This is a genomic window from Bifidobacterium jacchi (assembly GCF_009078285.1).
Lineage (GTDB): Bacteria > Actinomycetota > Actinomycetes > Actinomycetales > Bifidobacteriaceae > Bifidobacterium > Bifidobacterium jacchi.
Genome location: NZ_RQSP01000005.1, coordinates 85,204 through 108,314, shown reverse-complemented (window position 1 = coordinate 108,314; position 23,111 = coordinate 85,204). Strand labels below are relative to the sequence as shown.

19 protein-coding genes are annotated in these 23,111 nt (G+C 62.0%); 6 read left to right on the top strand and 13 right to left on the bottom strand.

Annotation, left to right across the window (positions count from 1 at the left end):
- The coding region (locus EHS19_RS11000) for a hypothetical protein (protein ID WP_206666308.1) at positions 1-196 on the top strand (196 nt) is incomplete at its 5' end.
- A gap of 256 nt (positions 197-452) precedes the next feature.
- Here EHS19_RS11000 and EHS19_RS02860 read toward each other — a convergent pair.
- The 9 genes from EHS19_RS02860 to rplS all read right to left on the bottom strand — a co-directional run bounded on the left by EHS19_RS02860 (position 453) and on the right by rplS (position 11,971).
- Positions 453-1,814 carry a hypothetical protein gene (locus EHS19_RS02860; protein ID WP_151916291.1) on the bottom strand — a complete coding sequence of 454 codons (1,362 nt, stop codon included), beginning with the start codon at positions 1,812-1,814 and terminating at the stop codon, positions 453-455.
- A 966-nt stretch (positions 1,815-2,780) separates the two neighbouring features.
- The gene (gene araA, locus EHS19_RS02855; protein WP_151916290.1) at positions 2,781-4,298 is read right to left on the bottom strand and encodes an L-arabinose isomerase; all 1,518 of its coding nucleotides are present in this window, start codon (positions 4,296-4,298) and stop codon (positions 2,781-2,783) included.
- 447 nt (positions 4,299-4,745) lie between these two features.
- Positions 4,746-5,438 (bottom strand): L-ribulose-5-phosphate 4-epimerase, encoded by a 693-nt coding sequence (locus tag EHS19_RS02850; RefSeq protein WP_151916289.1) that lies wholly within the window; start codon positions 5,436-5,438, stop codon positions 4,746-4,748.
- Positions 5,439-5,558: 120 nt separating this feature from the next.
- The gene (locus EHS19_RS02845; RefSeq protein ID WP_151916288.1) at positions 5,559-7,205 is read right to left on the bottom strand and encodes a xylulokinase; all 1,647 of its coding nucleotides are present in this window, start codon (positions 7,203-7,205) and stop codon (positions 5,559-5,561) included.
- 87 nt (positions 7,206-7,292) lie between these two features.
- On the bottom strand, positions 7,293-7,511 hold the full coding sequence (locus EHS19_RS02840; RefSeq protein WP_151916287.1) for a hypothetical protein: 219 nt from the start codon (positions 7,509-7,511) through the stop codon (positions 7,293-7,295).
- A gap of 6 nt (positions 7,512-7,517) precedes the next feature.
- On the bottom strand, positions 7,518-8,591 hold the full coding sequence (locus EHS19_RS02835) for a LacI family DNA-binding transcriptional regulator (RefSeq protein WP_151916299.1): 1,074 nt from the start codon (positions 8,589-8,591) through the stop codon (positions 7,518-7,520).
- A gap of 209 nt (positions 8,592-8,800) precedes the next feature.
- The gene (locus tag EHS19_RS02830; protein ID WP_151916298.1) at positions 8,801-9,532 is read right to left on the bottom strand and encodes a ribonuclease HII; all 732 of its coding nucleotides are present in this window, start codon (positions 9,530-9,532) and stop codon (positions 8,801-8,803) included.
- Between the two features lie 762 nt (positions 9,533-10,294).
- A complete protein-coding gene (gene lepB, locus EHS19_RS02825; RefSeq protein WP_151916286.1) occupies positions 10,295-11,122 on the bottom strand; it encodes a signal peptidase I in 828 nt (275 codons plus the stop codon).
- Between the two features lie 483 nt (positions 11,123-11,605).
- On the bottom strand, positions 11,606-11,971 hold the full coding sequence (rplS, locus tag EHS19_RS02820) for a 50S ribosomal protein L19 (RefSeq protein ID WP_151916285.1): 366 nt from the start codon (positions 11,969-11,971) through the stop codon (positions 11,606-11,608).
- A gap of 275 nt (positions 11,972-12,246) precedes the next feature.
- On the opposite strand from rplS, the gene EHS19_RS02815 reads away from it, so the two are divergent.
- The 4 genes from EHS19_RS02815 (at position 12,247) to EHS19_RS02800 (ending at position 16,208) form a co-directional block, all read left to right on the top strand.
- Positions 12,247-13,107: an aldo/keto reductase gene (locus EHS19_RS02815; RefSeq protein ID WP_151916284.1), complete on the top strand. Its 861-nt coding sequence runs from the start codon at positions 12,247-12,249 to the stop codon at positions 13,105-13,107.
- A gap of 63 nt (positions 13,108-13,170) precedes the next feature.
- On the top strand, positions 13,171-13,815 hold the full coding sequence (locus tag EHS19_RS02810) for an HAD family hydrolase (RefSeq protein WP_175578258.1): 645 nt from the start codon (positions 13,171-13,173) through the stop codon (positions 13,813-13,815).
- Between the two features lie 176 nt (positions 13,816-13,991).
- Entirely contained in the window at positions 13,992-14,579 is a 588-nt protein-coding gene (locus tag EHS19_RS02805; protein WP_151916282.1) for a hypothetical protein, read from the top strand.
- 54 nt (positions 14,580-14,633) lie between these two features.
- Entirely contained in the window at positions 14,634-16,208 is a 1,575-nt protein-coding gene (locus tag EHS19_RS02800) for a class I SAM-dependent rRNA methyltransferase (RefSeq protein ID WP_206666307.1), read from the top strand.
- A gap of 526 nt (positions 16,209-16,734) precedes the next feature.
- Here the strand turns inward: EHS19_RS02800 and EHS19_RS02795 are convergent.
- From EHS19_RS02795 to EHS19_RS02775, 4 genes are all read right to left on the bottom strand, one after another.
- Positions 16,735-17,427 carry an L-ribulose-5-phosphate 4-epimerase gene (locus EHS19_RS02795; RefSeq protein WP_151916281.1) on the bottom strand — a complete coding sequence of 231 codons (693 nt, stop codon included), beginning with the start codon at positions 17,425-17,427 and terminating at the stop codon, positions 16,735-16,737.
- 208 nt (positions 17,428-17,635) lie between these two features.
- Positions 17,636-18,511: an L-ribulose-5-phosphate 3-epimerase gene (locus EHS19_RS02785; protein WP_151916280.1), complete on the bottom strand. Its 876-nt coding sequence runs from the start codon at positions 18,509-18,511 to the stop codon at positions 17,636-17,638.
- 6 nt (positions 18,512-18,517) lie between these two features.
- Positions 18,518-20,110 (bottom strand): FGGY-family carbohydrate kinase, encoded by a 1,593-nt coding sequence (locus tag EHS19_RS02780; protein ID WP_151916279.1) that lies wholly within the window; start codon positions 20,108-20,110, stop codon positions 18,518-18,520.
- Between the two features lie 286 nt (positions 20,111-20,396).
- A complete protein-coding gene (locus EHS19_RS02775; RefSeq protein WP_151916278.1) occupies positions 20,397-21,659 on the bottom strand; it encodes a PTS galactitol transporter subunit IIC in 1,263 nt (420 codons plus the stop codon).
- 385 nt (positions 21,660-22,044) lie between these two features.
- Between EHS19_RS02775 and EHS19_RS02770 the strand changes: the two genes are divergently transcribed.
- Positions 22,045-23,016, top strand: a complete 972-nt coding sequence (locus EHS19_RS02770) for a sugar-binding transcriptional regulator (protein ID WP_151916277.1) — start codon at positions 22,045-22,047, stop codon at positions 23,014-23,016.
- Positions 23,017-23,111: the final 95 nt, after the last annotated feature.

The following is a 23,111-nucleotide window of genomic DNA, read 5'->3' as shown; positions in this document are numbered from 1 at the left end:
GCTCGGGAGGGCTCGCCGGGCGCTCTCCAGTGAACGAAATTCGGGAGATGGCCGTTCTTTTCCCGAATTTTGTTCGCTGGTCATGGGAACCGGCGACACGGACCGCGGCATTGATGATTGCGACGAACGACGGACCGCGGAGACGGAGGCGATCCTCGTTTCTCAGGATTCCTCGGGTGCTCCTATCGCTTCTTAGATACTTGACCGCCGCATCATGACCGCCGCATCATGACCGCCGCATCATGACCTCACACCGGCCGCGATCAAGCCGATTGCCGCCCCAGTTACTCACGAAAAACACTCACAATAGGGGTGAAGGGAGCCTAAGAAACAACACAATGGCTCAATTGTGATCGAAACCGGTGAGAGGCCTCCGCATTGCATCCACGAATCAGTCACTCCCCGATCTGCTTCGTCCGACATCACCACCTGCCGTTCCTACTGTTGCAGTATCACTTCTGCGGCAGCAGATATACGCTGTCCTCATCACAAGCCAGTACCATCGGCGTGTTGTGCAGACGATTCAACCTTTCCAGTCCATCACGGAACAGTGCGACATGCGTCGCGCTCACGTCACGCAGACTTGCGAGCAGATCATCCGTACGCCGGGAATTGAATCGACCGACACCATCGCCTGCGCCGATCAGCGTCTCGTCGATCGGCGTATGATCCCCAACAACCGGAACAGCGGCCACCGCCTCGCCAAGTTTGCGGCCAAGGAACGAGACACCGCCAAGCACCGCCGCTCCGACCGTCCTATTCGACCGACGCTCGATCGCGTCATAGCAATCCGTGTAGAAGCGCCGATATTGCAGATCGCGATTCGCGACATCCTCCGCGAGCGACGTCAGATACTCCTCTTCGAAATTCATGCTCAGCATCGGCTCCAAAAATGATGCAAATGCGTGATTGTAAGCAGCAAGACGATACTCCCTCATCAGTTCGGCGATGCCAGCAGACCGTTTGCCCACCGCGGATCGCATCTCGAAGAATCTGCCCTCACGCAACATGCCGGTGATCTGCGCGCGCAGATGGATGCACGCCTTTGCCATCTCCTGTTTGATGTCAAGCACCTTCATGTGACTGTTGCCAATCCACATGTCATTGTCCCAATTGAATCGGTATCCGTTCAGAATATCTGCAAGCGTTTCGGCATCGCCGCGCAATTCGGCCTTGTCCTTTTGCTTGAGATAATCGAACATCTTCCGTTGCATAGCTTCGATGGCATCCAGTTTATGGTTAATTTGCATGATCGCAAACGCCATAAACAAGGTCGTCGGATCGTAGGGCATGACACCGGTGGCTGTCGTAGTGCTGCCCGACAACGGATGGAGGCGCGCCTGTCCGAAATTCTTGGCCGCATCACGAAACGAACCAATGTACCCAGTACCATCATTGAACCGCTGCAGCATCGCTGCGGTAAGCGGATTGCCATGCACGTCGGTGACGGAAAAAACGTTGCCCGGCATGGTGACCGTTTCGGTCATCGTCCGAATCGAGTCGGGGAGCGACGAGAATGCAACTCCCAAAGCAGTGAGATCTGCAAAGGGAACGACGACGGCATCGTCCTCGTTGATTTCGATATCGGCTGCATCCATGCTCATGCGGAAGTCGGCAAGTCGTTGCGCGATATCCTTGCGACGCCGCTTTTCAACATCACCTTCATTGGCGTGTGAAGCGATCCCCTCTACAGATTCATCGCGAGAGGCCTCGTCACCATGGTCAGTGGTGTCGGCAGAGTTAGGGGTGTCGGCAGATGCAAGATCGGCAGACTCATCAGTCGGAAGCTGCTTTGAAGATAGTTCATCGGACATGTCCAAACCATCCTTTCCGTATAGGCGGTTTCAACGACGCATTCGATAGGCCTATGCAGTAGTCCACATTGGAATCCCACATTCATATGATATGCACGATTGCAGATCAACAAGCCAACCGATAGACAGGCTGGGTATGAAGCCAGGTATGCGAATATGCGACTGGATATGTGGTGATGTGGCGCGCAGACCGACTTGTGATTGAGCAATGCCCGGACAGCGGAGCGAGTCTCGAGAGGCCGGAATGCCAATTCATAAACGAGCAGCGATAAGAACGAACAGTCGGTGCCAAACGCCGACATCGCACATCAATGGCATCGCCGGTGCGCGAGACACCTGCTTTGGAACAGGGCAGGAATCTCAGCACTTCTTGGATAGATACGCTGCCCAGAGATCCATTAGGAGGGTCATGGGAGTACTTTTAGGACACGACGTTCAGCCACGCGACGTGAAAATCGGTCTTTTTTTCATCGCGTGGCTGGACGGTTTGCCACACGACGCCATGTAAGCGGTCACACAGCATCGCGTGGCTGGATGTGAGCGGTTACATCGGGCATTCCGACTCGGTGTCGCGGCCGAGCGCAGCCACGCGACGCGAAAATCGATCTTTTTTTCATCGCGTGGCTGCGATTGGCCCCGCGGTCCGCCCACGGGCAGCCGCCACTGGGCTACCCGTAGACGACTGGGCCGCAAGAGCGCTCCGTCAATCAGTGACGGAGTCATTAATGAGATGCGCGCGGCCTCTAGGCGTACCGAGGGGAAGGCACTGAGCCGTCAAGGGAACAGTCCTGTGGACTGTTCCCAGGCGAAGTGAGCGCCCCGCGCGAAGGTTGCGCGAAGCGCAACAGGTACGTCGACCGAGGAGCTGGCTTACGCCAGCCTTCGCGGCACAGCCGCTCACCTCGCCTACGGGCAGCCCACTGGGCTACCCGTTACACGGCTCGGCGACGAGGACGCGCCATCTCATTAATGACGGTTGTCGAGACGGTGGACCATCTCGGACAGCTGCAGTTCCTTCTCGAACTGGCGGGCGGTGGTGTTCTCGTCGATGACGGCGAGCTCAACACCGGCGATGCGGGCGAAGTCCTCCCAAGCCTCACGACCGACGGAGGTGGTCATGCAGGTGTGGTGGGAGCCGCCGGCGGTGATCCAGCACTGGACGGCGGTCTTCAGGTCCGGCTTCGGCTTCCAGACGGCGCGGGCGCACGGAAGCTCCTTGAGGGAGCCCTGCGGCTCGACGACGTCGACGACGTCCATGAGCAGACGGAAGCGCTCGCGCTCGTCGGCCATGGAGACGACGACCACGTCCTTCTTCGGAGCGCCGGAGAAGACGAGGCGGACCGGGTCGGCCTTGCCGCCGATGCCCAGCGGGTGGATCTCCAGCTTCGGCTTGGCGATGGTGCCGATGGCCGGGGAGACCTCGAGCATGTGGGAGCCCATGTCGAGCTCGTTGCCTTCGGTGAAGTTGTAGGAGTAGTCCTCCATGAGGGAGGCGCCACCCTCAAGGCCGTAGCCCATGACGGCGCCGATGCGCACGAGGACGGCGGTCTTCCAGTCGCCTTCAGCGGAGAAGCCCCAGCCGTACTCGGATGGGAAGCGCTGCGGGCCGACGCCCGGCAGCTGCGGCAGGGCGCCGAGGTCCTCGAAGTTGTCGACGCCGGCGGTGCAACCGTTGGCGCGCATCATGTTGACCATCGCGGCCTCTTCCTTGGCGGCGATGAACAGGGAGTCGTACTTGGCATCGAGCAGAGCCGGGTCGACGTCGTACTTGGCCTTGTAGTCCTCGATGAGGGCCTTGACCTGATCGTCCTTGACGGCATCGTAGGCGGCGACGAGCTCGTTGACGGCCCAGGTGTTGATGGAGGCGCCGAACACTCGCTCGGCTTCGGTCTTGTCGCCTTCGGTGACGGCGACGTTACGCATGTTGTCGCCCCAGCGCATGACCTTCATGTTGTTGGAGGCGTCCCAGCCGGCGCAGGCGCGGGCCCAGGTGCCGACCTTCTCGGCGACTTCCGGGTCGGTGTAGTGGCCGACGACGATCTTGCGCGGGATGCCGAGGCGGGAGACGATGTAACCGAACTCACGGTCGCCGTGGGCGGCCTGGTTCAGGTTCATGAAGTCCATGTCAATGGTCTCCCACGGGATCTCCTTGTGGTGCTGGGTGGCCAGCTGCAGCAGCGGCTTGGTCAGCACTTCGAGACCGCGGATCCACATCTTGGCCGGGGAGAAGGTGTGGCACCAGGTGATGACGCCGATGACGTTCGGGTTGGCGGAGGCTTCGACCATGAACTGCTTGACGCCGTCGGAGGACTTCAGGGTCGGCTTGAGGACGATCTTGGCCGGAATCCTGCCGGTCTTGTTGAGGTAGTCGACCATTTCGGCGGAGTGCGCGGCGACCTGACGAAGGGCTTCTTCGCCGTACAGGTCCTGCGAGCCGACGCCGAACCAGATTTCCTTGCCTTCAAAGGGGTTTTCCATTGCCATAAGTGTTCCTCTACTTCGTTGTGATGGACAGTCTCAGGTTTCGTCCGGCTTCTGTCCGACTTCGCAGTCGAAAAAAAAGTGACGTGTATTGGTTTATTGATTATTGATTATTGGTTATTGGATTGGTTTATTGGTTATGTTGTAGTTGATTTGATTTGTGATTATGCGCTGTTGGGCGCGCTACCGCTCGGTTGGATGCCGCGCAACAGGTACGGCAAGTCCTCCCGCTGCACCGATAACGCAGATCCGACGGGAGACTACCCCTCAGCCGGCTGCGCCGACAGCTCCCCTGACAAGGGGAGCCAACACCCGGACACAATACCGCGGACACACGCGCCAAGTCAGTGCTGAAAGCACTGGTCTGACGCGTGCGAATCCAAGGCGCGGGAGACGAAGGCGTACAAAGGTACGTCGAGTCTCCCGCAACGCAGGAGGCGCACCGTCAGATCAGTGCTGACCGTAGACGTTCTGGTAGCGGTCGTTGAGCTTATCGATATCGGCCTGGTCGATCTCGATGATGTCACCCAACTGACGCGCCGCCCACATCGTATGAGCGACCTCCTCGGTCATGGCCGCGGCCTTCACCGCAGCCTCAGCATCCCGGCCGACAGTGAACGGACCATGATTCTGCATCAGCACCGCAGGCGACTTCGGATACTTCTTCAGGGTCTCGACGACCCCCTTGCCGATCGCCTCCGAGCCGATCAGACGGAACGGGCCGACCGGCACCGGACCACCGAACTCGTCACCCATCATCGTCAGACCGCACGGGATGTTCTGACCCGTCGCAGCCCAGGCGGTGGCGTAGGTGGAGTGGGTGTGCACCACACCGTACACGCCCGGCATGTTGCGGTAGATGTAGGCGTGGGAGGCGGTGTCGGAGGACGGGGCCTCGGCGCCGTCGACCACGTTGCCCTCGAGGTCGCACACCACCATCGAGTTCGGGGTCAGGTTCTCATAGCGCACGCCGGAGGGCTTGATCACCATCAGATCCGCCGTACGCAAACGCTGGGAGACGTTACCAGCCGTCCACACCACCAGATTCCACTTGATCAACTGCTGATGCAAAGCAGAAACCACCTCACGAACCTGCTTCACCTCAGCACGAACCTCAGGACCAAAATCAGCCAACGTAACCATTGTTGGTTTTCCTTTCCATTTGATAACCGATTGTTTTTACTATCGCTTGCAGCAGCGCAAATGCGGCCTCCCTGACTCATTGACTCTGACTCAATGATTCAAAGGAGGCCGCATGATCGCTTACTTCTCTTCGAGATCGATCGCTTCGACAGCGGTGTGCTCGATGGACAGTCCCTTGCGGAAGCGTGCGAAGAAGTCCTCGAAGCCCTCGACGTCGGCCGGGTCCGGCTCCTCGGTGGTGGACTTGGCGTCCTTGAACACGCGTCCGTCAAGGTAGTCGGCGAGGTTGGTGTGATCCTCGTTGGTGTGCCACAGGTAGTCGGCGAGCACAGCCATGCCCCATGCACCACCTTCGGCGGCGGTGGACATGACCTTGATCGGGGTGTCGAACGCGGCGGCGAGGATCTTCTGCGCGACCTTCGGCGTGGCGAAGATGCCGCCGTGGCCGACGAGGGAGTCGATCTGGACGTGCTCGTCCTTGGTCATGACGTCCATGCCAATCTTGACCGGGGAGAACGCGGAGAACAGCTGGGCGCGCATGAAGTTGCCGAGGGTCATGTTGGCCTCGGGGCTGCGGGCGAACAGCGGGCGGCCTTCGGACAGGCCGGCCAGGAACTCGCCGGAGCGGAACGGGTAGTTGAGCAGGCCGCCGCAGTTGGAGTCCACGTCGTCGGCGATGGCCGCACGGAACAGCGTGCCGTACAGCATGCCGGCGTCGACCGGCTGGCCGATGGCCTTGGCGAACTGGCCGAACAGGCCGACCCACGCGTTGAGGTCGGAGGTGAAGTTGTTGGCGTGACTCATGCCGGCCAGATCGCCGGCCGGGGTGGTGACCACGTCGACTTCGGGGTGCAGCGCCTGAAGCTTGTGCTCAAGCACGACCATGGCGAAGATCGACGTGCCGGCGGAGACGTTGCCGGTGCGCACGCGCACGGAGTTGGTGGCGACCATGCCGGTGCCGGCGTCGCCTTCCGGCGGGGCGAGCACGACGCCCGGCTCGAGCGTGCCGGACGGGTCGAGCAGCTTGGCGCCTTCGGCGGTCAGTTCACCTGCGGGAGTGCCCGCGACGAGCGGGGTCGGCAGCAGGTTCTCCAGCTTCCACGGCTGTGCGGCGACCTCGGGGATCGCATCGAACTTCTTGATGAGCTCGGTTTCGTAGGTGTGGGTGGTCGGATCGATCGGGAACATGCCGGAGGCGTCGCCGACGCCGATCACCTTGCGGCCGGTGAGCTTCCAGTGGACGTAGCCGGCCAGCGTGGTGAAGAACGCGACGCGGCCGACGTGCTCCTCCTTGTTGAGCACCGCCTGATACAGGTGGGCGACGGACCAGCGCTCAGGAATGTTGTACTGGAACAGCTGGGAGAGCTTCTCGTGGGCATCGTGCGTGTTGGTGTTCTGCCAGGTGCGGAACGGCACCAGCAGCTCGCCGTCCTTGTCGAACGCGAGGTAGCCGTGCATCATGGCGGAGAAGCCGATGTGGCCGATGTGGGTGAGCTGCTCGCCGTATGCGGTGCGCACGTCGTTGGCCATGGACGCATAGGCGGACTGCAGACCCTTCCAGATCTCATCCTTGGTGTAGCTCCACAGGCCGTCCTCCAGATGCGAGGCCCACTCGTAGTCGCCCGAGGCGATGGTGTGGTAGGTGTCGTCGATGAGCACCGCCTTGATGCGAGTGGAGCCGAATTCGATGCCGAGCGAGGTCTTGCCCGCGCGGATCTTCTCGGCGATCACCGCAATCTGATCGGAGTCATTTTGTGCTGCTGCCATGCTGGTTGATCTCCTTGTGTGATGAATGCCACGTGATCGTTCACAACACATCAATCCCATGCATTGTTAGCGCTCACATTTCTGTCGTCAATCATTATAAACACCGGTTATGGGAAAACACAACTCATCCCCGAAATGCCGCATCAGCGACCATCGCGGTTCAATCAGCCGACAAATCAGCAGCCGGACAACAGCCAGCCAGAGCAATTCAGCAAACAAAACCAGCACTGAGACCAGCCGACAAATCAGCAGCGAGCCAGCAACCATGCCAATCGGCAATGGCACCGGCCAGCAGGCGTGAATCACCAGCGATCAACGCGGCCGCGCGGCACCCAGCGAACGCCGAACCATCACCTTGGCGGGAATCAGACCGACCCCATGCGCCGACGAGGCGAACGCAGGATTCCTGCCATCCCCCAGCAACCGCAGCGTCTCGCGCATCGCCGACGTGCCAAGCTGCGCAAAATCCGGCTGCACGGTCGTCAACGGCGGGTAGAGATTGTCCATCGCCGGCAGATCGTCGAATCCGACCACGCTCACATCCTGAGGAATCCGGATCGAATGCTCATACAACGCGCGGATCACGCCCACCGCCTGCGCGTCATTGGCGGTCACGATCGCCGTGGGCAGCACGCCGCCCGAGCTGCCGATCGATTCGAGCACATGATTCATGCGGGCATACGCCTCGGACGAGCCCCACGTCTCGCAACGCAGCGTCGCCGAACTGATGGAACGCTCCCTCGCCGCACGATTCCAACCCTCAAGCCGGGTGCGCGCGTCACGCCACTCCTGCGGGCCGGCGAAATACAGCACGCGACGATGACCGTACTGCCCGAGCAGATGCGCGACGTCGCCCATCGCACCCCACTGATCAATGCCCAGCATCGACACATGGTCGTGCCCCCGCATGACCCTCTTGCCCTCCTGAGCACCCCACTCGCCGTGCGTGGATGCGACGATCACCCTCGGCTGCGACACGCGCATCCGGCACGCGGCCTCGAACATGGTGTCCGTTGGCGTCAGCAGGATGAACGCGTCGACGTTCTGCTCGTTGAACATGCCGCAGATGTTCTCGAAATCCTCGCGCGAACAGGTGGCCTCCTGCACCATCGTCACCGACATGAACAACCTGTGCTCGCGCGAGACCTCCTCAATCGCCGCGATCGTGGAGACCGGCCCGTAGAACCGCATGCCGCCCGCGATCAGACCGATCGTGCGCGACTTGCGCGAGGCGAGCGCGCGGGCCGAATTGCTCGGACGATAGCCCAGCTGGTCGATGGCCGCCTGCACCCGGGCGCGGGTCGTGGCAGTGACGTCCGGCGAATTGTTGATCACCCTTGACACCGTCTGATGACTGACCCCCGCCAGCTTGGCCACCTCGAACATGGATGGGCGCTTGTTGACAGTGCGGTCATTGCGGTCATTACGATCATTACGATCATTACGGTCGGCGCGCATACCTCTTTGCCTCCACGTTGAAAACGACAATGGTTTTATCGTAACCGGTGCTGTGACGAACCTCACGCTGATGCGCGGCGCGCAGGTCGCCGACCTGCCGATCGCAGCCCGACGTTGCCCGGCGCTGCCCGCGCACGTCAGACCAGATGCCAGCTGATCCGATGCATGTCGCTCGGCCCACAGGCGGCGATGGCCGCGCGATGCGCCCGCGAACCGTAGCCCTTGTTGCGATCCCATTCGTAGGGCGCATAACGAGGGTCAGAGGCTGCGAGTTCACTCATGAGCCGGTCCCTCGTCACCTTGGCGATGACGGCCGCCGCGGCGACCGTCGCGCAATGCCGATCGCCCTTCACCAGCGTGGTGATGGTGGCCGGAAACGGCACGTCGGGCGCGTCGAACGTATCCATCGCCTTGGTGATGTAATCGTTCGGCCCGTCGAGAATGCCGGCAACGGCATGGATTGCGGTCGCGGAGCGCATCAGCTGCCGCTCGACCTGCGCCAACGCGCGCAACGCGGCGATTCCCAGCGCATGGGCAATGCCCCATTCGTCGATTTCCGCATTGCTCGCCGCGCCGACCGCACTCGCCGCACACCATGCGCGCAACGGCTCGAACAGCGCCTCTCGACGTCGTTCGGTGAGCATCTTCGAATCGGCAAGTCCAGCGGGAACGCTCAGATGCCCAAGATCACGCGCCCAAATCGCCGCGGCGCCGACCATGACCGGGCCGGCGAGCGCGCCGCGGCCGACCTCGTCGAATCCGACGATCACGTCGGCCGCAGCATGCGCGTTCGTGTCGTCGATGCCGGGCTGCTCACTGGGTTGGTCGCCGGGCTGCTCACTGGATTTCCCGCCAGGTTCGCCGCCCATGCCGGCAAGACGCCGCTCCAACGCCAGCGTCGGCACCTCTCCAGTGACCTCTCCAGTGGACACGTGCTCAATGAACATGCACCCGCCTCCGTTCCTTTAGTTCGCTTCCTCTGTAGGTTCCGTTTACATAGGTTCCGTTTACATAGGTTCCGTTTCGGCCTTGACCGGCGAACCGGCATGCGGCACATGACATATCCGGCGTGTAGAGTCCTCACAGCCGGCATTCGCCAGCGACTCAGAATCGCGATAATACAGCCCGTCATCGATCACAGCCCTCACGGTGCGGAAATTACCCCATGATGTAGGGTTTCGCCCATGATGCAGGGACGAGAAACGGCTTGATTCCGCCATTTTGCCCAGTACGGGATGATAACGTTCCCTACACCATGGGATGATGCCCGCATGGGATGATGCCCGCATCATGGGAGGAGGCGTGTGACATGCATGCCATGCATGCGAAAGGGCGTGTTTCACACCGTATATGCGAGTTGTGTGTACCAAGAGACCGGAGGCGCCTGTGCTCGCGCATCATACGCACGCATCCCGCACTCACGACAACGCCTACGAATTGCTGGCAAAACCTCCGATTCACCCGCCCATCAAACGGCCTATGCCATCGACGGCGTACCTGCACCATCTACACACAACTCGCAGATACCGCTCGTACATCAACATCCGTGGCGAGGGACATACGCGAACCCGCACTTCGGTCGCCCCCTCAATAGCCGGCGCGGCCCGACCTTAGCATTAGCAGTAGTTCCGTCAGTTCGACGACGTGCCATCCGGCACCTGGTCGAAGACCTCGTGATGGCCGTCCAATATGCCGATGCGATTCAACGGCCAGTACCGCAGCATGCCGACGCCGACCACATCGGAGATCGGCACCAGACCATGCTCGCCATCATCCTGATGCCAGCGGGAATCGGCGGAACTTGCGCGATTGTCGCCCAACACGAAGATGCGCCCTGCGGTCACCTCGACTCGGAACGGGAACGCACTGGGATCGACGCCGGGACGCAGATAGGCGGATTCGTCGATCGCGACTCCGTTGACCTTGACCGGCTGACCGGCACCATCGCACTCGACCACATCGCCCGGCAGGCCGATCAGACGTTTGATGAGATATTCCGTGCCGCTGGTCCCCTGCTCGGAACTCAGCCAGTTGGCAGGATCCTTGAACACGACCACATCGCCGCGTTTGAGCGGAAACACGGAGGGGCTGAGCTTCGAGGTGACGACGCGATCGCCCGGCTCGATGGTATCACGCATCGAACCGCTGGGAATCGAATAGAATCCGACGAGGAACACCCGCAGCAACAGTACGATCAGCACGGGCACGCCGCACCAGATCAGCAGATCGCGAGCGCCGGACGCGTCGCGGCGTCGGCCATGCCGGCCGCGACGACGGCGGCGCGATCGCGCAGTACCGGACGCATCGGGTGCGCCGGACGCACCGGACGCGCTGCCAGCGCTGACGGAACCAGCCGCCACGGAAGCGGCTTCGGCCGCATCACCAGAACCTAGCATTGGCGCAGGATCGATCGCGTGATCCGCCACGCGAACGGTATGCCAATCATCATCGGACTGCATATCCACTCCTTGCTCGCCATCCTACGAAACACGCCAGCCGCCGCGCTGCGCCATCGTGATGCCACTACGATCGGTTACTTGACAGCGTTCCATCATACCCATCATCCCTGCATAGCGCTTCATTGCCGGGCATCGTGCCGGATATCTTGTCGGATAGTATGACGGGCAGCAGCAACGCGCGCACTGCAATGCAGCACAACGCGCACTGCAATGCAGCACACGCGCGCATGGCGGCACGCGACACGGCAACGCAAAGCACCGCACGGCAACGCAACCCAATGCAGCGCCAGCGCAACCCAACGCAACCCAGCACAGCGCAAAACAAAACAGAACAAGCCAAAACGAAAACAGCCCAGGGCCGAAGCCCACGGGCTGTTTCTCGCGCATGTCGGCGACGCTCCGCCAGCGGCGTTCAGCGCAGTGCGAAACCCGCCGAATCCGCCGAATCCGCCGAATTCACGGAACCTGCCGAATCCGCCGAACTCACTTGGCGGAGTTGTCGCGACGCTCGACGATACGAGCGGCCTTGCCGCGCAGCTTGCGCAGGTAGTACAGCTTCGCACGACGAACGCGGCCCTTGCGCACCAGCTTGATGGAGTCGATGACCGGGGAGTGCAGCGGGAAGCGGCGCTCCACACCGGTGCCGAAGCTGATCTTGCGCACGACGAAGGTCTCGTGCACGCCGCCACCCTGACGGGCGATGACCACGCCGGTGAAGGTCTGGATACGGGAGTTGTTGCCTTCCTTGATCTTCACGTTCACGTCGACGGTGTCGCCGGGACGGAACGCCGGGATCTCCTCGGCGGGCTTCATGTGCTTGGCGTCGAATGCGTCAATAGCGTTAGCCATGATATTCCTTCAGTGCTGCCGCATACCAGCCACAATCGGGGCCGTCCGCGCGCGGCGAACGCCTGCAAGCGCACGCCACAGGCCGTGGGACGACCAAAACGTTTCTTTCGAGGGTCTGCCCTCGAAAAGCCTGCCAATCCGCCGGAAAACAGCCGCGCGCTCGGCGCGGGAGCCCGACTGGACCCTAGGAAGAGACCGGCTTATGCGGCGGCCCGTCTCTCGACACAGCAATCGTCTAACATACATGGCAATCTCGACATCAGGAGATGATGGTCATGGTATTTCGTCGTGATGTGTCGTTGCATGACGGCTCGCTCATGCCCCGCTTCGGCATGGGTACGTGGCATCTGGCCGAAGGCCGGCGTTCGCCCGCACAGGAGGAGGCCGCGCTGAAGGCCGGTCTGGATGCAGGCATCTCGCTGATCGACACCGCCGAGATGTATGCGGATGGCCGCGCGGAATCGTTGGTTGGCCGCGCGATTACCGGATACGACCGATCACGGCTGTTTCTCGTGTCCAAAGTCTATCCGCACAACGCCGGCCGTCGGCAGCTGCGACGCAGTCTGGAGGCGTCGCTTCGACGACTCGGCACGGATTATCTGGACATGTATCTGCTGCATTGGCGCGGGTCGATTCCGCTGGCCGAGACCGTTGACTGCATGGAACGCGCGAAATCGGACGGCCTGATCCGCAACTGGGGCGTGTCGAATTTCGATATCGACGACATGCGCGAACTGTTCGCCACGCCCGGCGGCGACCTGTGCGCGGTGAATCAGGATCTGTATCATCTCGGCTCGCGCGGCGTGGAATTCAGTCTGCTGCCGTGGATGGACGCGCACGGCGTGCCGCTGATGGCGTACTGCCCGATGGCGCAGGCCGGGCGGCTGAATCGGCGGATTCTCGACGATCCCGCAGTGCGGGCGGTCGCCTCCGCGCACGGGGTCGGCCCTATACAGGTGCTGCTCGCATTCGTGCTGCGGCGCGACGATACGATCGCGATCCCATGCAGCGGCGACGCACGGCATGTGCTCGACAATCTGCGCGCATGCGATCTCGCATTGTCGGCCGACGAACTGGCCGCGTTGGACGACGCGTTCCCCGCGCCGACGAGCAAGGAACCGCTTGACATGCAATGACGGCCGGTTGAGATGGCTGTTGGCTTGCGATGACGGCGGCAATGATTGATGGCATGTTTTTCGATGATTGACAATGTGATTTTTGACGTATGCGGCGTTCTGGTCGACTGGCAACCGCGCCGCGCGCTGGAGGGCCTGTTTCCTCCTGATCAGATTGATGAGTTCTTCGCCGATGATGACCGCTGCGGATTCATGTATTTCGACGACCTGCATGATGGCGGCACCGATTATGCCGACCTGATCGACGAGTACGAACGCGAGTACGGGGCTCGGCTCGGGTTGATGATGCGCGCCTATGCGGCGCATGTCGAACGCACGCTGGTCGGCACGATTCCAGGCATGATGCCGCTGATTGAGGATCTTCGGTCGTCTGGCATCGGCGTGTGGGCGCTGACCAACTGGGGGCATGATACGTGGCCGATCATGCGGGATCGGTTCCCGGACCTGTTCTGTCTGCTGGATGGCGTGGTGGTTTCCGGCATCGAAGGGGTGCGCAAACCGGATCGCACGGCTTTCGATCTGGCGGTCGCCCGGTTTGGAATACAGCGGGCGCACACGCTGTTTGTGGATGATTCTTCATATAACGTGGCCGGCGCGCGCGCCGCAGGACTTACGGCCATACGCTTCGACTCAACCGAACAGACGCGCAACTGGCTATCCGGTCATGGTGTGATTCCACGAGCCGAACATCATCCATCCGCGAACTGAGCACGAGTTGCGCGTATCCTCCAGTATTCCTAATATCTCGTCATGGCTTGTATTAGTCCGCATATCGGACTTCTATAGCTCAGATAATGAACATCGTTCCGCTTGATGCGCGGACGTCGCAGCGCATAACTGAGTGCCTGCAAACGACGAGATTATCAGGGTGGTGGAGGGTTATCATGAGCGTGTTTTCATTGACCGCAAATAACGAAATTGGAGCATCGGCAACATGGGAATCCGTTGCGTTGGGACAGCTGACGTTCCCGCAGGTTCCCAGGCCATACGAAGGCGACTTCGACAGCGCCTTCTGGTCGAGCCGGCATGAGGAATACAACCGTCTCGAATGGGATGCATTGGATTGGCAGGCTATTCGCACGCAATTGGATAACGTAGCCGGCAAACTCGAGCAACAGCCCAGCCCGCAGCCGGAACTCGAATTCGACGTGCCGTCCGTCCGCGAGCGCACGTTCCTGGAAATGTGGTTCGGATATGGGGACCCAAGCGTGGAGGCGCATCGCATCGGGCAGGATCGATATGAGGTCGGCTATGGGCAGCATCGCATTTGCGCGTACGCCGACTATCCGATGCAGCCCGGCGACCGCGATCTGATGAGAATACCGGCAAGCGGCTTTCTGCCCGGCGAGCCGCTCTCCCCCGACACACGCATTCCCATGCTGATTCACGATGCCGCCGCAGACGGCATGTCAGCGAATCATGCGGCCCATACTCATGCGGGCCATACAGATCGTTACACTGGCAGACTATAAGCTGACAGTATAGGTCACGGAGTACAGGTTCATCGACACGGGAAGTAGAACGGCATGAAGGCAAATCGGGCATACGCACGCGCAATCATCACCGGCAAGGGCGAACGCGCGCTGCAGGATGGGCATCCTTGGGTGTACGAAGCCGAGATTCGGCGATTCGAGCTGCCTTCAGGCGAAGCGTGGAGCAACAACGGCTCGCTGCGAGCAGGCGCATGGAACGCTCCGTCCGGCCACGACGGCGATTCCTCGACTCCCGATGCCGGGGATGCCGGTGCATCCGGTGGCGCCGGTGGAGCCGGTTTCGCTGGTGCCGCTAGTGCCGCTGGCACCGCAGCCAGACGGGCGATGCCGGCTCGTCAGGAGCGCGACGCGACCCGTCAGGCCGTTCTGGATCGTCGCCGCCGCAAGGAGGCGCTCAACGCTCCGGCCACCGACAGCGAGATCATTCCCCTTGACGCGCTGCCCGACGGCTCGATTGTGGACGTGGTGTCGATGAAGGGGGCGTATCTGGGAACCGGTCTGCTGTCGCGGCACAGTCGCATCCGCGTGCGGCTGGTGACCCGCAACGCCAACGACGACTTCTCCCCCGCGTTCTGGGAGCGCAAGATCCGCTGGACCTGGGAGTATCGCAAGACGGTGATGGGAGCCGATGCCTCCGCATGCCGCGTGATCTTCTCGGAAGCCGACGAATTCCCCGGGCTGATCGTGGACCGGTTCAACGACGTGCTCGTCACGCAGACGCTGTCCGCCGGCATGGAACGGCTCAAGCCGGTCGTGTTCGGCGCGCTGCTCAAGGTGTTCGCCGAGGACGGCGTGGCGCTTCGCGGCATCTATGAGCGCAACGACGTCGCCACGCGCGCGCTTGAGGGATTGGAGCAGACGACCGGATGGTGGCACGCGCCCAGCGGCGACGCGGGCAGTGCCGACAGTGGCGATGCAGCGGCGAGCGATGCCGGCGATGCGGCGGTGACCGTCACCGACATCACCGAGAACGGCGTGCGCTATCATGTCGATTTCGCCAACGGGCAGAAGACCGGGTTCTTCCTCGATCAGAAATACAATCGTCGGGCCGTCGCACGGCTGGCGAGGGGTCGGCGCGTGCTTGACTGCTGCACGCATACGGGTTCGTTCGCGCTGAATGCCGCGCGCGGTGGAGCCGAGTTCGTTCGCGCGGTGGACATTTCCGAGTCGGCGATCGAGATGGCGCGCGAGAATGCGCGGCTTAACGGGGATGATGTGCTTTCGCGCATGGATTTCACCGTGGCGAACATCTTCGATCTATTGCCCGAGCTGGAGCGCAGCCGCAACCCGGAGCGTTTTGATTTCATTATTCTCGATCCGCCGGCGTTCACGAAGAGCCGCAGGACGATTGGTTCGGCGGAGCGCGGCTACCGGGAGATCAATTATCGTGCGATGCGCATTCTGCCGCGCGGTGGGTATCTGGCGACCTGCTCGTGCTCGCATTTCATGGATCATGAGCGGTTCAAGCGCATGCTCGCCGAGGCGGCGCAGGATGCCGGCGTGCGACTGCGGCAGATCGAGGAGCGTCAGCAGGCACCGGATCATCCGATCGTATGGGGCATCCCGGAGACCGACTATCTCAAGTGCCTGCTGTTCCAAGTGGTGTGACGGTTGCGCGTGAGCGCTATCGGTGCATCGAGTCTCACGCCGCACCGATAGCGCAGACCCGACGGGAGGCTACCCCTCAGTCGGCTGCGCCGACAGCTCCCCTGACAGGGGGAGCCAACACGCCCGACGCAACATCACGGACACACGCGCCAAACCAGCGCCGAAAACACCGGTCCGACGCGTGCGAATCCAAGGCGCGGGAGACGAAGGCGCCGAGCCGTCAGGGGAACAGTCCAGTGGACTGTTCCCAGGCGAGGGGAGCAGCTACGCTGCGACGGTTGCGTCGACCAAGGAGCCGGCTCCCGCCGCGCCGATAGCGCAGACCCGACGGGAGACTACCCCTCAGCCGGCTCCGCCGACAGCTCCCCTCACAAGGGGAGCCAACACGCCGGACACAACACCGCGAACGCACACGCCAAGTCAGTGCTGGAAGCACTGAAACAACGCGTGCGGCCTCAAGGCGCGGACAACGCCGGCGTACGAAGGTACGTCAAGTTGTCCGCAACGCCGAGGACGCTCCGTTGTTTCAGTGCTGGCCGTAGACGTTCTGGTAACGATCGTTCAGCTTATCGATATCCGCCTGGTCGATCTCGATGATCTCACCCAACTGACGCGCCGCCCACATCGTATGAGCCACCTCCTCGGTCATGGCCGCGGCCTTCACCGCAGCCTCGGCGTCCTTGCCGATCGTGAACGGACCATGGTTCTGCATGAGGACGGCCGGGGACTTCGGATACTTCTTCAACGTCTCCACGACCCCCTTACCGATCGCCTCCGAACCGATCAGACGGAACGGGCCAACCGGCACCGGACCACCGAACTCATCACCCATCATCGTCAGACCACACGGAATGTTCTGACCGGTGGCGGCCCACGCGGTGGCGTAGGTGGAGTGGGTGTGCACCACGCCGTACACGTCAGGCATGTTGCGGTAGATATACGCGTGGGACGCGGTGTCCGAGGACGGGGCCTCGGCACCATCCACCACATTGCCCTCCAAATCCGTAACCACCATCGAATTCGGCGTCAGATCCTCATAACGCACACCAGACGGCTTGATCACCATCAAATCCGCCGTACGCAAACGCTGCGACACATTACCAGCCGTCCACACCACCAGATTCCACTTGATCAACTGCTGATGCAAACTCGACACCACCTCACGAACCTGCTTCACCTCAGCGCGAACCTCAGGACCAAAATCAGCCAACGTAACCATAATCAACAACTTCCTTTCCTTGTTCAATCAATGCATGCCAATCAATGCATTCCAATCAATGCATGCCAAATCGCAGCAACCGCAGCAGCCACAGCAACCGCAGCAACCGCAGCAACCACAGCCGATGCAGCCACAGCAACCGAAAGGCTGGCCGGCCGATCCGCGCCGACTGAGGCGCGATGATCGGCCGACCAGCCCATCATGGCAATCAGCCGATCGCCGCCTGCGTGATGCCGGCGCGAGCGAACAGCTCATCGAAGTACCGCTTGGCGTGCGCGACCTCGGCCACCGGATCGGGCGCTTCGTCGGTCCACATCTCCACCGTGTAGCTGCCCGTGTAGTCGAGCCGCTGGAAGATGCGCAGGCACGCCTCGAAGTCGACCGTGCCTTCGCCGAACGGCACCCGCTTGAACACGCCCTTCGACGTGTCGCTGACCGGCTTGGTGTCCTTGAGATGCACGGCGACGATGTTGTCGATGTTCGATTCGATCTCGCGCGCCACATCGTTGGCGGGCCATGCGGTCAGGTTGCCGACGTCCGGGTAGGCCTGCAGCCAGGGGCTGTGGATTTGCGTCTTGTAGTAGACGACCTTGTCAAGCGAGTTGATGAACGGGTCGTCCATGGTCTCGATCGACAGCATGACCAGTCGGCGCGAGGCCATCTCGACGCACTTCTTGAGGTTTTCGACGAAGTATTCGCGGCTTTCCAGCGTTTTCGGCTCGTAGTAGACGTCGTAGCCGGCAAGCTGGATGTTGCGGATGCCCAGATCCACGGCCAGATCGATGGCCTTGCCCATCATCTCCAGCGCATGTTCGCGCACCTTCGGGTCCTTGGAGCCGAGCGGGAAGCGGCGATGGCCGGAGAGCATGAGCGTGTTGATGTGGCTGCGGGTCTTCCACATGGCGTTGCGGAACTGTTCGCGGTCGTGCTCGCTCCAGTCGAGTCGGGCGAGCCGCTCGTCGCTTTCGTCGACGGAGAATTCAAGGAAGTTGAATCCCAGCTCGTGGACCAGATCGAAGGTCTGCTCCCAGCTCAGGCCGCGCGGCAGCGCCTTTTCGTAGATGCCGAGTTCGTTGACGGTCATCGCCGCTCACCTCGCCTTGGTGCCGGCGGTGGCGTCGGCTTCGTCGGTGCCGTCGGTGCCGTCGGTGTCGTCGGTGTCGTCGAGCAGCGCGGCCTGCATGTCGCGCAGCGCCTGCCAGCCGCCGTCGAGGGAGTCGAGCAGGCGCTCGTACGCCTCGAACTTGCGGTCGTAGATCGCCTTGGCGGCCGGATTCGGCTCGAATCGCTTCGCCAGCTTCGACATGTTGTCGAACGCCTCCTGGAACGAGCCGTACAGGCCGGAGCCGACGGCCGCGCACATCGCGCCGCCGAGTCCGCCGAGTTCGTTGACGGCGACGGTTTCGACCGGCATGCCGAGCACGTCGGCGAACATCTGCACCCACGCGTCGGAATTGCATACGCCGCCGGAGATGCGGATCGCCTTGGGGCTGTGGCCGAGCACGCGCAGCAGCTGCTCGACGTGGTGGCGGTGCGCGAAGACGACGCCTTCGTAGACGGCCCGTAGCAGCTGGTCGCGGTCGGTGGAGCTGCGCACGCCGATGAACGCGCCTTCAGCGCCGAGGTCGACGTTGCTGCCGTAGAGGAACGGGAAGAAGATCACGCCGCTGGTGCGCGGATCGGTGCGTTCGAGCATCTCGCCGAGTTCGTCGTAGCTCGCGGCCTTGGAGCCGTCCGCGGTGAGCATGCGCAGCACGTAGTCGAGGTTGCCGGCGGAGGTCGGGCTGGATGCCTCGACCAGCGTGGCGCCGGTGGGGAACGCGGAGTTCATGCAGCCGCCGTCCATCGGCGCCATCGTCGCGCTGGGGAACACGTTGATGTTCCAGGTGCCGGCGGTGATGCTGAACAGGCTGTCGTCGAGCACGCCGGTGGCGATCGCGCAGGCGTCGATGTCGAACAGGCCGGCGTAGACCGGGGTGCCGGCGGCGAGTCCGGTTTCCGCCGCCGTCTGATCGGTGACCGAACCGCACTGGTCGGTCGCGTTGACTAGCCTGGGCATGCGGTCGAGCATTTCGGGGATGCCGAAGAAGTCGAACAGGCGGGCGTCGTACTCGCCGGTGTCGAGGTTGACGAGGTTGTTGCCGGACGCGTCGCCGCGCTCCTCGAGGATCTCGCCGGTGAAGAAGTGGCGGATGAAGTCCTTGTTGGACAGCACGTAGCCGATCTTCGCATAGTTGTCGGGCTCGTTGTCCTTCAGCCAGCGCAGCAGCACCGGGAACTGCATGACCATGACGTGCTGGTGGCTGAGCGCGTAGATTTCGCTGACGCGGCCCTCGAATTCGTTGGCGAGGTCGACGGCGCGGCTGTCGGACGAGAGGATGCCGTCCATGAACGGCTGCCCGTCCTTGTCGAGCACGTAGAGTCCCTTGCCGTGGCCGACCGGGACGACGCCGTCGATCTGGTCGCCGGCGAGTCCGGCCTTGTCGAGGGCGGCGCGCACCGCCGTGGCGATGTCGCGGCGCATCTGCTCGGGGTTGACTTCACGGAATCCGGGCCGACGCTCGATCGCGTCGGTCGGGAACGATGCGACGGCCAGCTGGTTGCCGTCACCGTCGACGATGATGACCTTGGTGTTGGTGCCACCGTTGTCGATGGTGAGGAAATGCTTCGCTGCATTGCTCATGATGTCTCCTTGGCTCGTTGTTCCATCAATGATTGCGGATGATGGTGATGAATGATTCCGTTGACGCGCCGCATTGTTTGCAGGCGGCGTTTCGGCTGGTTTGGTTGATTCCGGGGATTTCCGGGGATTTCCGGAATTTTCCGGGATTATTGGATGTGTGTTGGGTGTGTTTTGGGTATGAGAAGGGCGGCCGACTGCGGTCAGGTGGCATGATGCATGCGGCGCAGGCGACCGCCCTGAGGTTGGTTGGAAGGTAAGTCTGTGGATTCCGCTCAGGGAGGCGGGATCAGAAGACCATGTTGAACAGCTGGCCGATCTTGACGGTGAGCCAGCCGATCCAGGTGCTGACCGCGCCGGTCATGTTGGTGACGGCGGAGAAGTCCTTCGGCAGGTCGATGTGGCTCTGGGTGAACGACTGGGTGACCCACGGCGCGATATCGGTGCCGACGTAGAGGATGATGATCACGCTGATGATGCCCACGATGAGCATGCGGAACATGTTGCGGCGCACGAACGGGGTGACCAGCGCGAAGATGAACACCAGCGAGGCCAGATCGGTGAACGGCAGCATCGCGTTGCCCGGCAGGATGAAGGACAGCAGGATGGTGATCGGGATCATCAGCAGGCCGGAGGCGAGCACCGAGGAGTCGCCGATGAGCAGGGCGGTATCCATGCCGATGTAGAACTCGCGATCCGGGAACCACTTCTTGAGCTGCGTCTCGGCGGCGTCGCGCACGGCGAGGAGGCCTTCGATGAGCACGTCGATCATCTTCGGCAGCAGCACCATGGCGGCGGCGATGTTCATGGCCAGCGTGACGGCCTTGTCCGGGCTGTAGCCGGCGAGGATGCCGATGAGCAGACCGAGGATGAAGCCGATGACGACCGGCTCGCCGAGGGCGCCGAAGCGCTTCTGGATGCGCTCGGCGTTGATGTCGATCTTGTTGAGGCCGGGGATGCGGTCGATGATCCAGTTGACGGCGATGGCCAGCGGAGACCAGGCCATGCCCGCAAGGTGCGGGAACGAGATGCCCTGAAGGTTGTATTCCTTCTGGATGTAGGGAGCGCACAGGTCGGCGACCTTGAGCACGATCACGAAGATGATCCAGGTGAAGATGACGGAGAACCAGAAGTTGCCGCTGACGGCGTACATCAGGGCGCCCACCTGCAGGAAGATCCAGTAGTTGAAGATGTCCACGTCGATGGTCTTGGACAGCTTGAGGAAGACCATCAGGGCGTTGATGATGAGGAAGCCGATGACGGTGGCCGCCATGATCGGCGTGCCCCAGCCGACCGTGGATGCGGTGGGCCAGCCGACGTCGACGACGGTCAGGTGCAGGCCGAGACGCTCGACCATGGCCTTCGAGGCCGGTCCGAGGTTGTCGAGCAGCAGGTTGATGACCATGTTGACGCCGACGAAGCCGACGCCGACGGTCATGCCGGCCTTGAACGACTTGCCGATGCCCATGCGGAAGATGAGGCCGACCACGAAGAAGATGATCGGCATCATCACCGTGGCACCCAGCCCGATGATGGTGTTGATGATTTCCATGAGTGTTCCTTTCCCGTGCACGGGGCCTGCTGCCTTGCTTGTCTCGCCGCTTCGCGTTCCGGCCTCGTGGTGTTCTCGCCCGTGCGTCCGGGGCGATCCGGGTGACTTCCGTGTTCCTGGGATCGTGCCCTTCGTGCATCGACACCTTCAAGCTATCGGCCCGACACTCGCGCCACCACCTCGATCATTTACATATGTTCACGCACCATTGATTCCGCGGTCGCACCATTGTTCATGCCGCATTATTCGAAACGATTTCGTGAGCGCTAACATAGCAACGATTATCAACTAAATCTAGGTTTTGAACAAATGTGCATCACTATCAAACCATCAGAAAAACTAACATTTGTTCACAAAGCACCCGTGCTGTCATACAATGAACATCATGAGTGGAAACAACCTCACGATGACGACGACGGAGTCAAGGAACCACATCGAACTCGTACTCAACGTCGCGCGAATGTACTACATGGACAACCTCACCCAGGCGCAGATCGCCGCCAAGATCGGCTACTCGCGCCCCACCATCTCCCGCATGCTGCGCGAATCGCGCGAACGAGGCATGGTCCGCATCGAAATCGGACATCCCCTGGAACGACTCATGCAGTTGGAGAATCAGCTGACCAAGCGATTCGGACTCAAGTGTGCGCGCGTCGCCCAGGTGAACCCCAATCAGGAACCGGCGACCGTCGTGCCGAAATACGCAGCCGCGCTGCTGATCGAGAAGGCCACGCCGGATTCGCTGATCACCGTCTCCAACGGTCGCGCGGTGGCGGCGACCGTTCACGAGGTCGCCATTCAGGACTGGCCGAAATCCAATGTCGCGCAGATGGTCGGCGCGCTCTCCCCCAGCAATCCGATGATGGACTCGCCCGACATCTGCCGCATTCTCGCAGAACGGCTCGGCGGCACCGTCACCACGCTGCATGTGCCGATGATTCTCTCGTCGGCGCACATCGCGGCGGCGATGCGCAAGGAGCCGCAGATCGCGACCGCGCTCGCACTGGGCGGCGGCGCCGACGTGGCGCTGGAGGGCGTGGGTGGCACGGAGGGCAACCGGCTCAGCCCCGTGTTCAATGCCTATATCACGCCCGACATGGTGCGGCGGATTCGCGCGCAGGGGGCGGTCGCCACGGTGTGCGGCCATTTCATTGACGCGCAGGGCCGACCGGTGTGCGAGGAGCTGTCCGATCGCATCATCTCCGTGGAACCGGAGCGACTCAAGCGCATTCCGCTGGTGATCGGCGTCGCGTGGGGGCAGGAGAAGGTGAAGGCGATCCGCGCGTGTCTGGTCGGCGGGTACCTGTCCGCGCTCGTCACCGATCAGACCACTGCGGAGAGTCTGCTGGCCGGGTGATGGATGCTTTTTCCGGAGGCGACGGACGGAGGCTGGCGGACGGAGGCGACGGAACGCACATGATGCCCGGCGCCTGGCACCTTACGGCACCGAGC

Bases quoted from the DNA above. Each gene is read 5' to 3' on its own strand.
- EHS19_RS02860 (WP_151916291.1), bottom strand. From the start codon at position 1,814: ATGTCCGATGAACTATCTTCAAAGCAGCTTCCGACTGATGAGTCTGCC.
- EHS19_RS02805 (WP_151916282.1), top strand. From the start codon at position 13,992: ATGAGCGTGTTTTCATTGACCGCAAATAACGAAATTGGAGCATCGGCA.
- lepB (WP_151916286.1), bottom strand. From the start codon at position 11,122: ATGCAGTCCGATGATGATTGGCATACCGTTCGCGTGGCGGATCACGCG.
- araA (WP_151916290.1), bottom strand. From the start codon at position 4,298: ATGGCAATGGAAAACCCCTTTGAAGGCAAGGAAATCTGGTTCGGCGTC.
- EHS19_RS02780 (WP_151916279.1), bottom strand. From the start codon at position 20,110: ATGAGCAATGCAGCGAAGCATTTCCTCACCATCGACAACGGTGGCACC.
- EHS19_RS02850 (WP_151916289.1), bottom strand. From the start codon at position 5,438: ATGGTTACGTTGGCTGATTTTGGTCCTGAGGTTCGTGCTGAGGTGAAG.
- EHS19_RS02810 (WP_175578258.1), top strand. From the start codon at position 13,171: ATGATTGACAATGTGATTTTTGACGTATGCGGCGTTCTGGTCGACTGG.
- EHS19_RS02795 (WP_151916281.1), bottom strand. From the start codon at position 17,427: ATGGTTACGTTGGCTGATTTTGGTCCTGAGGTTCGCGCTGAGGTGAAG.
- EHS19_RS02815 (WP_151916284.1), top strand. From the start codon at position 12,247: ATGGTATTTCGTCGTGATGTGTCGTTGCATGACGGCTCGCTCATGCCC.
- EHS19_RS02770 (WP_151916277.1), top strand. From the start codon at position 22,045: ATGAGTGGAAACAACCTCACGATGACGACGACGGAGTCAAGGAACCAC.
- EHS19_RS02845 (WP_151916288.1), bottom strand. From the start codon at position 7,205: ATGGCAGCAGCACAAAATGACTCCGATCAGATTGCGGTGATCGCCGAG.
- EHS19_RS02835 (WP_151916299.1), bottom strand. From the start codon at position 8,591: ATGTTCGAGGTGGCCAAGCTGGCGGGGGTCAGTCATCAGACGGTGTCA.
- EHS19_RS02785 (WP_151916280.1), bottom strand. From the start codon at position 18,511: ATGACCGTCAACGAACTCGGCATCTACGAAAAGGCGCTGCCGCGCGGC.
- EHS19_RS02830 (WP_151916298.1), bottom strand. From the start codon at position 9,532: ATGGGCGGCGAACCTGGCGGGAAATCCAGTGAGCAGCCCGGCGACCAA.
- rplS (WP_151916285.1), bottom strand. From the start codon at position 11,971: ATGGCTAACGCTATTGACGCATTCGACGCCAAGCACATGAAGCCCGCC.
- EHS19_RS02800 (WP_206666307.1), top strand. From the start codon at position 14,634: ATGAAGGCAAATCGGGCATACGCACGCGCAATCATCACCGGCAAGGGC.
- EHS19_RS02775 (WP_151916278.1), bottom strand. From the start codon at position 21,659: ATGGAAATCATCAACACCATCATCGGGCTGGGTGCCACGGTGATGATG.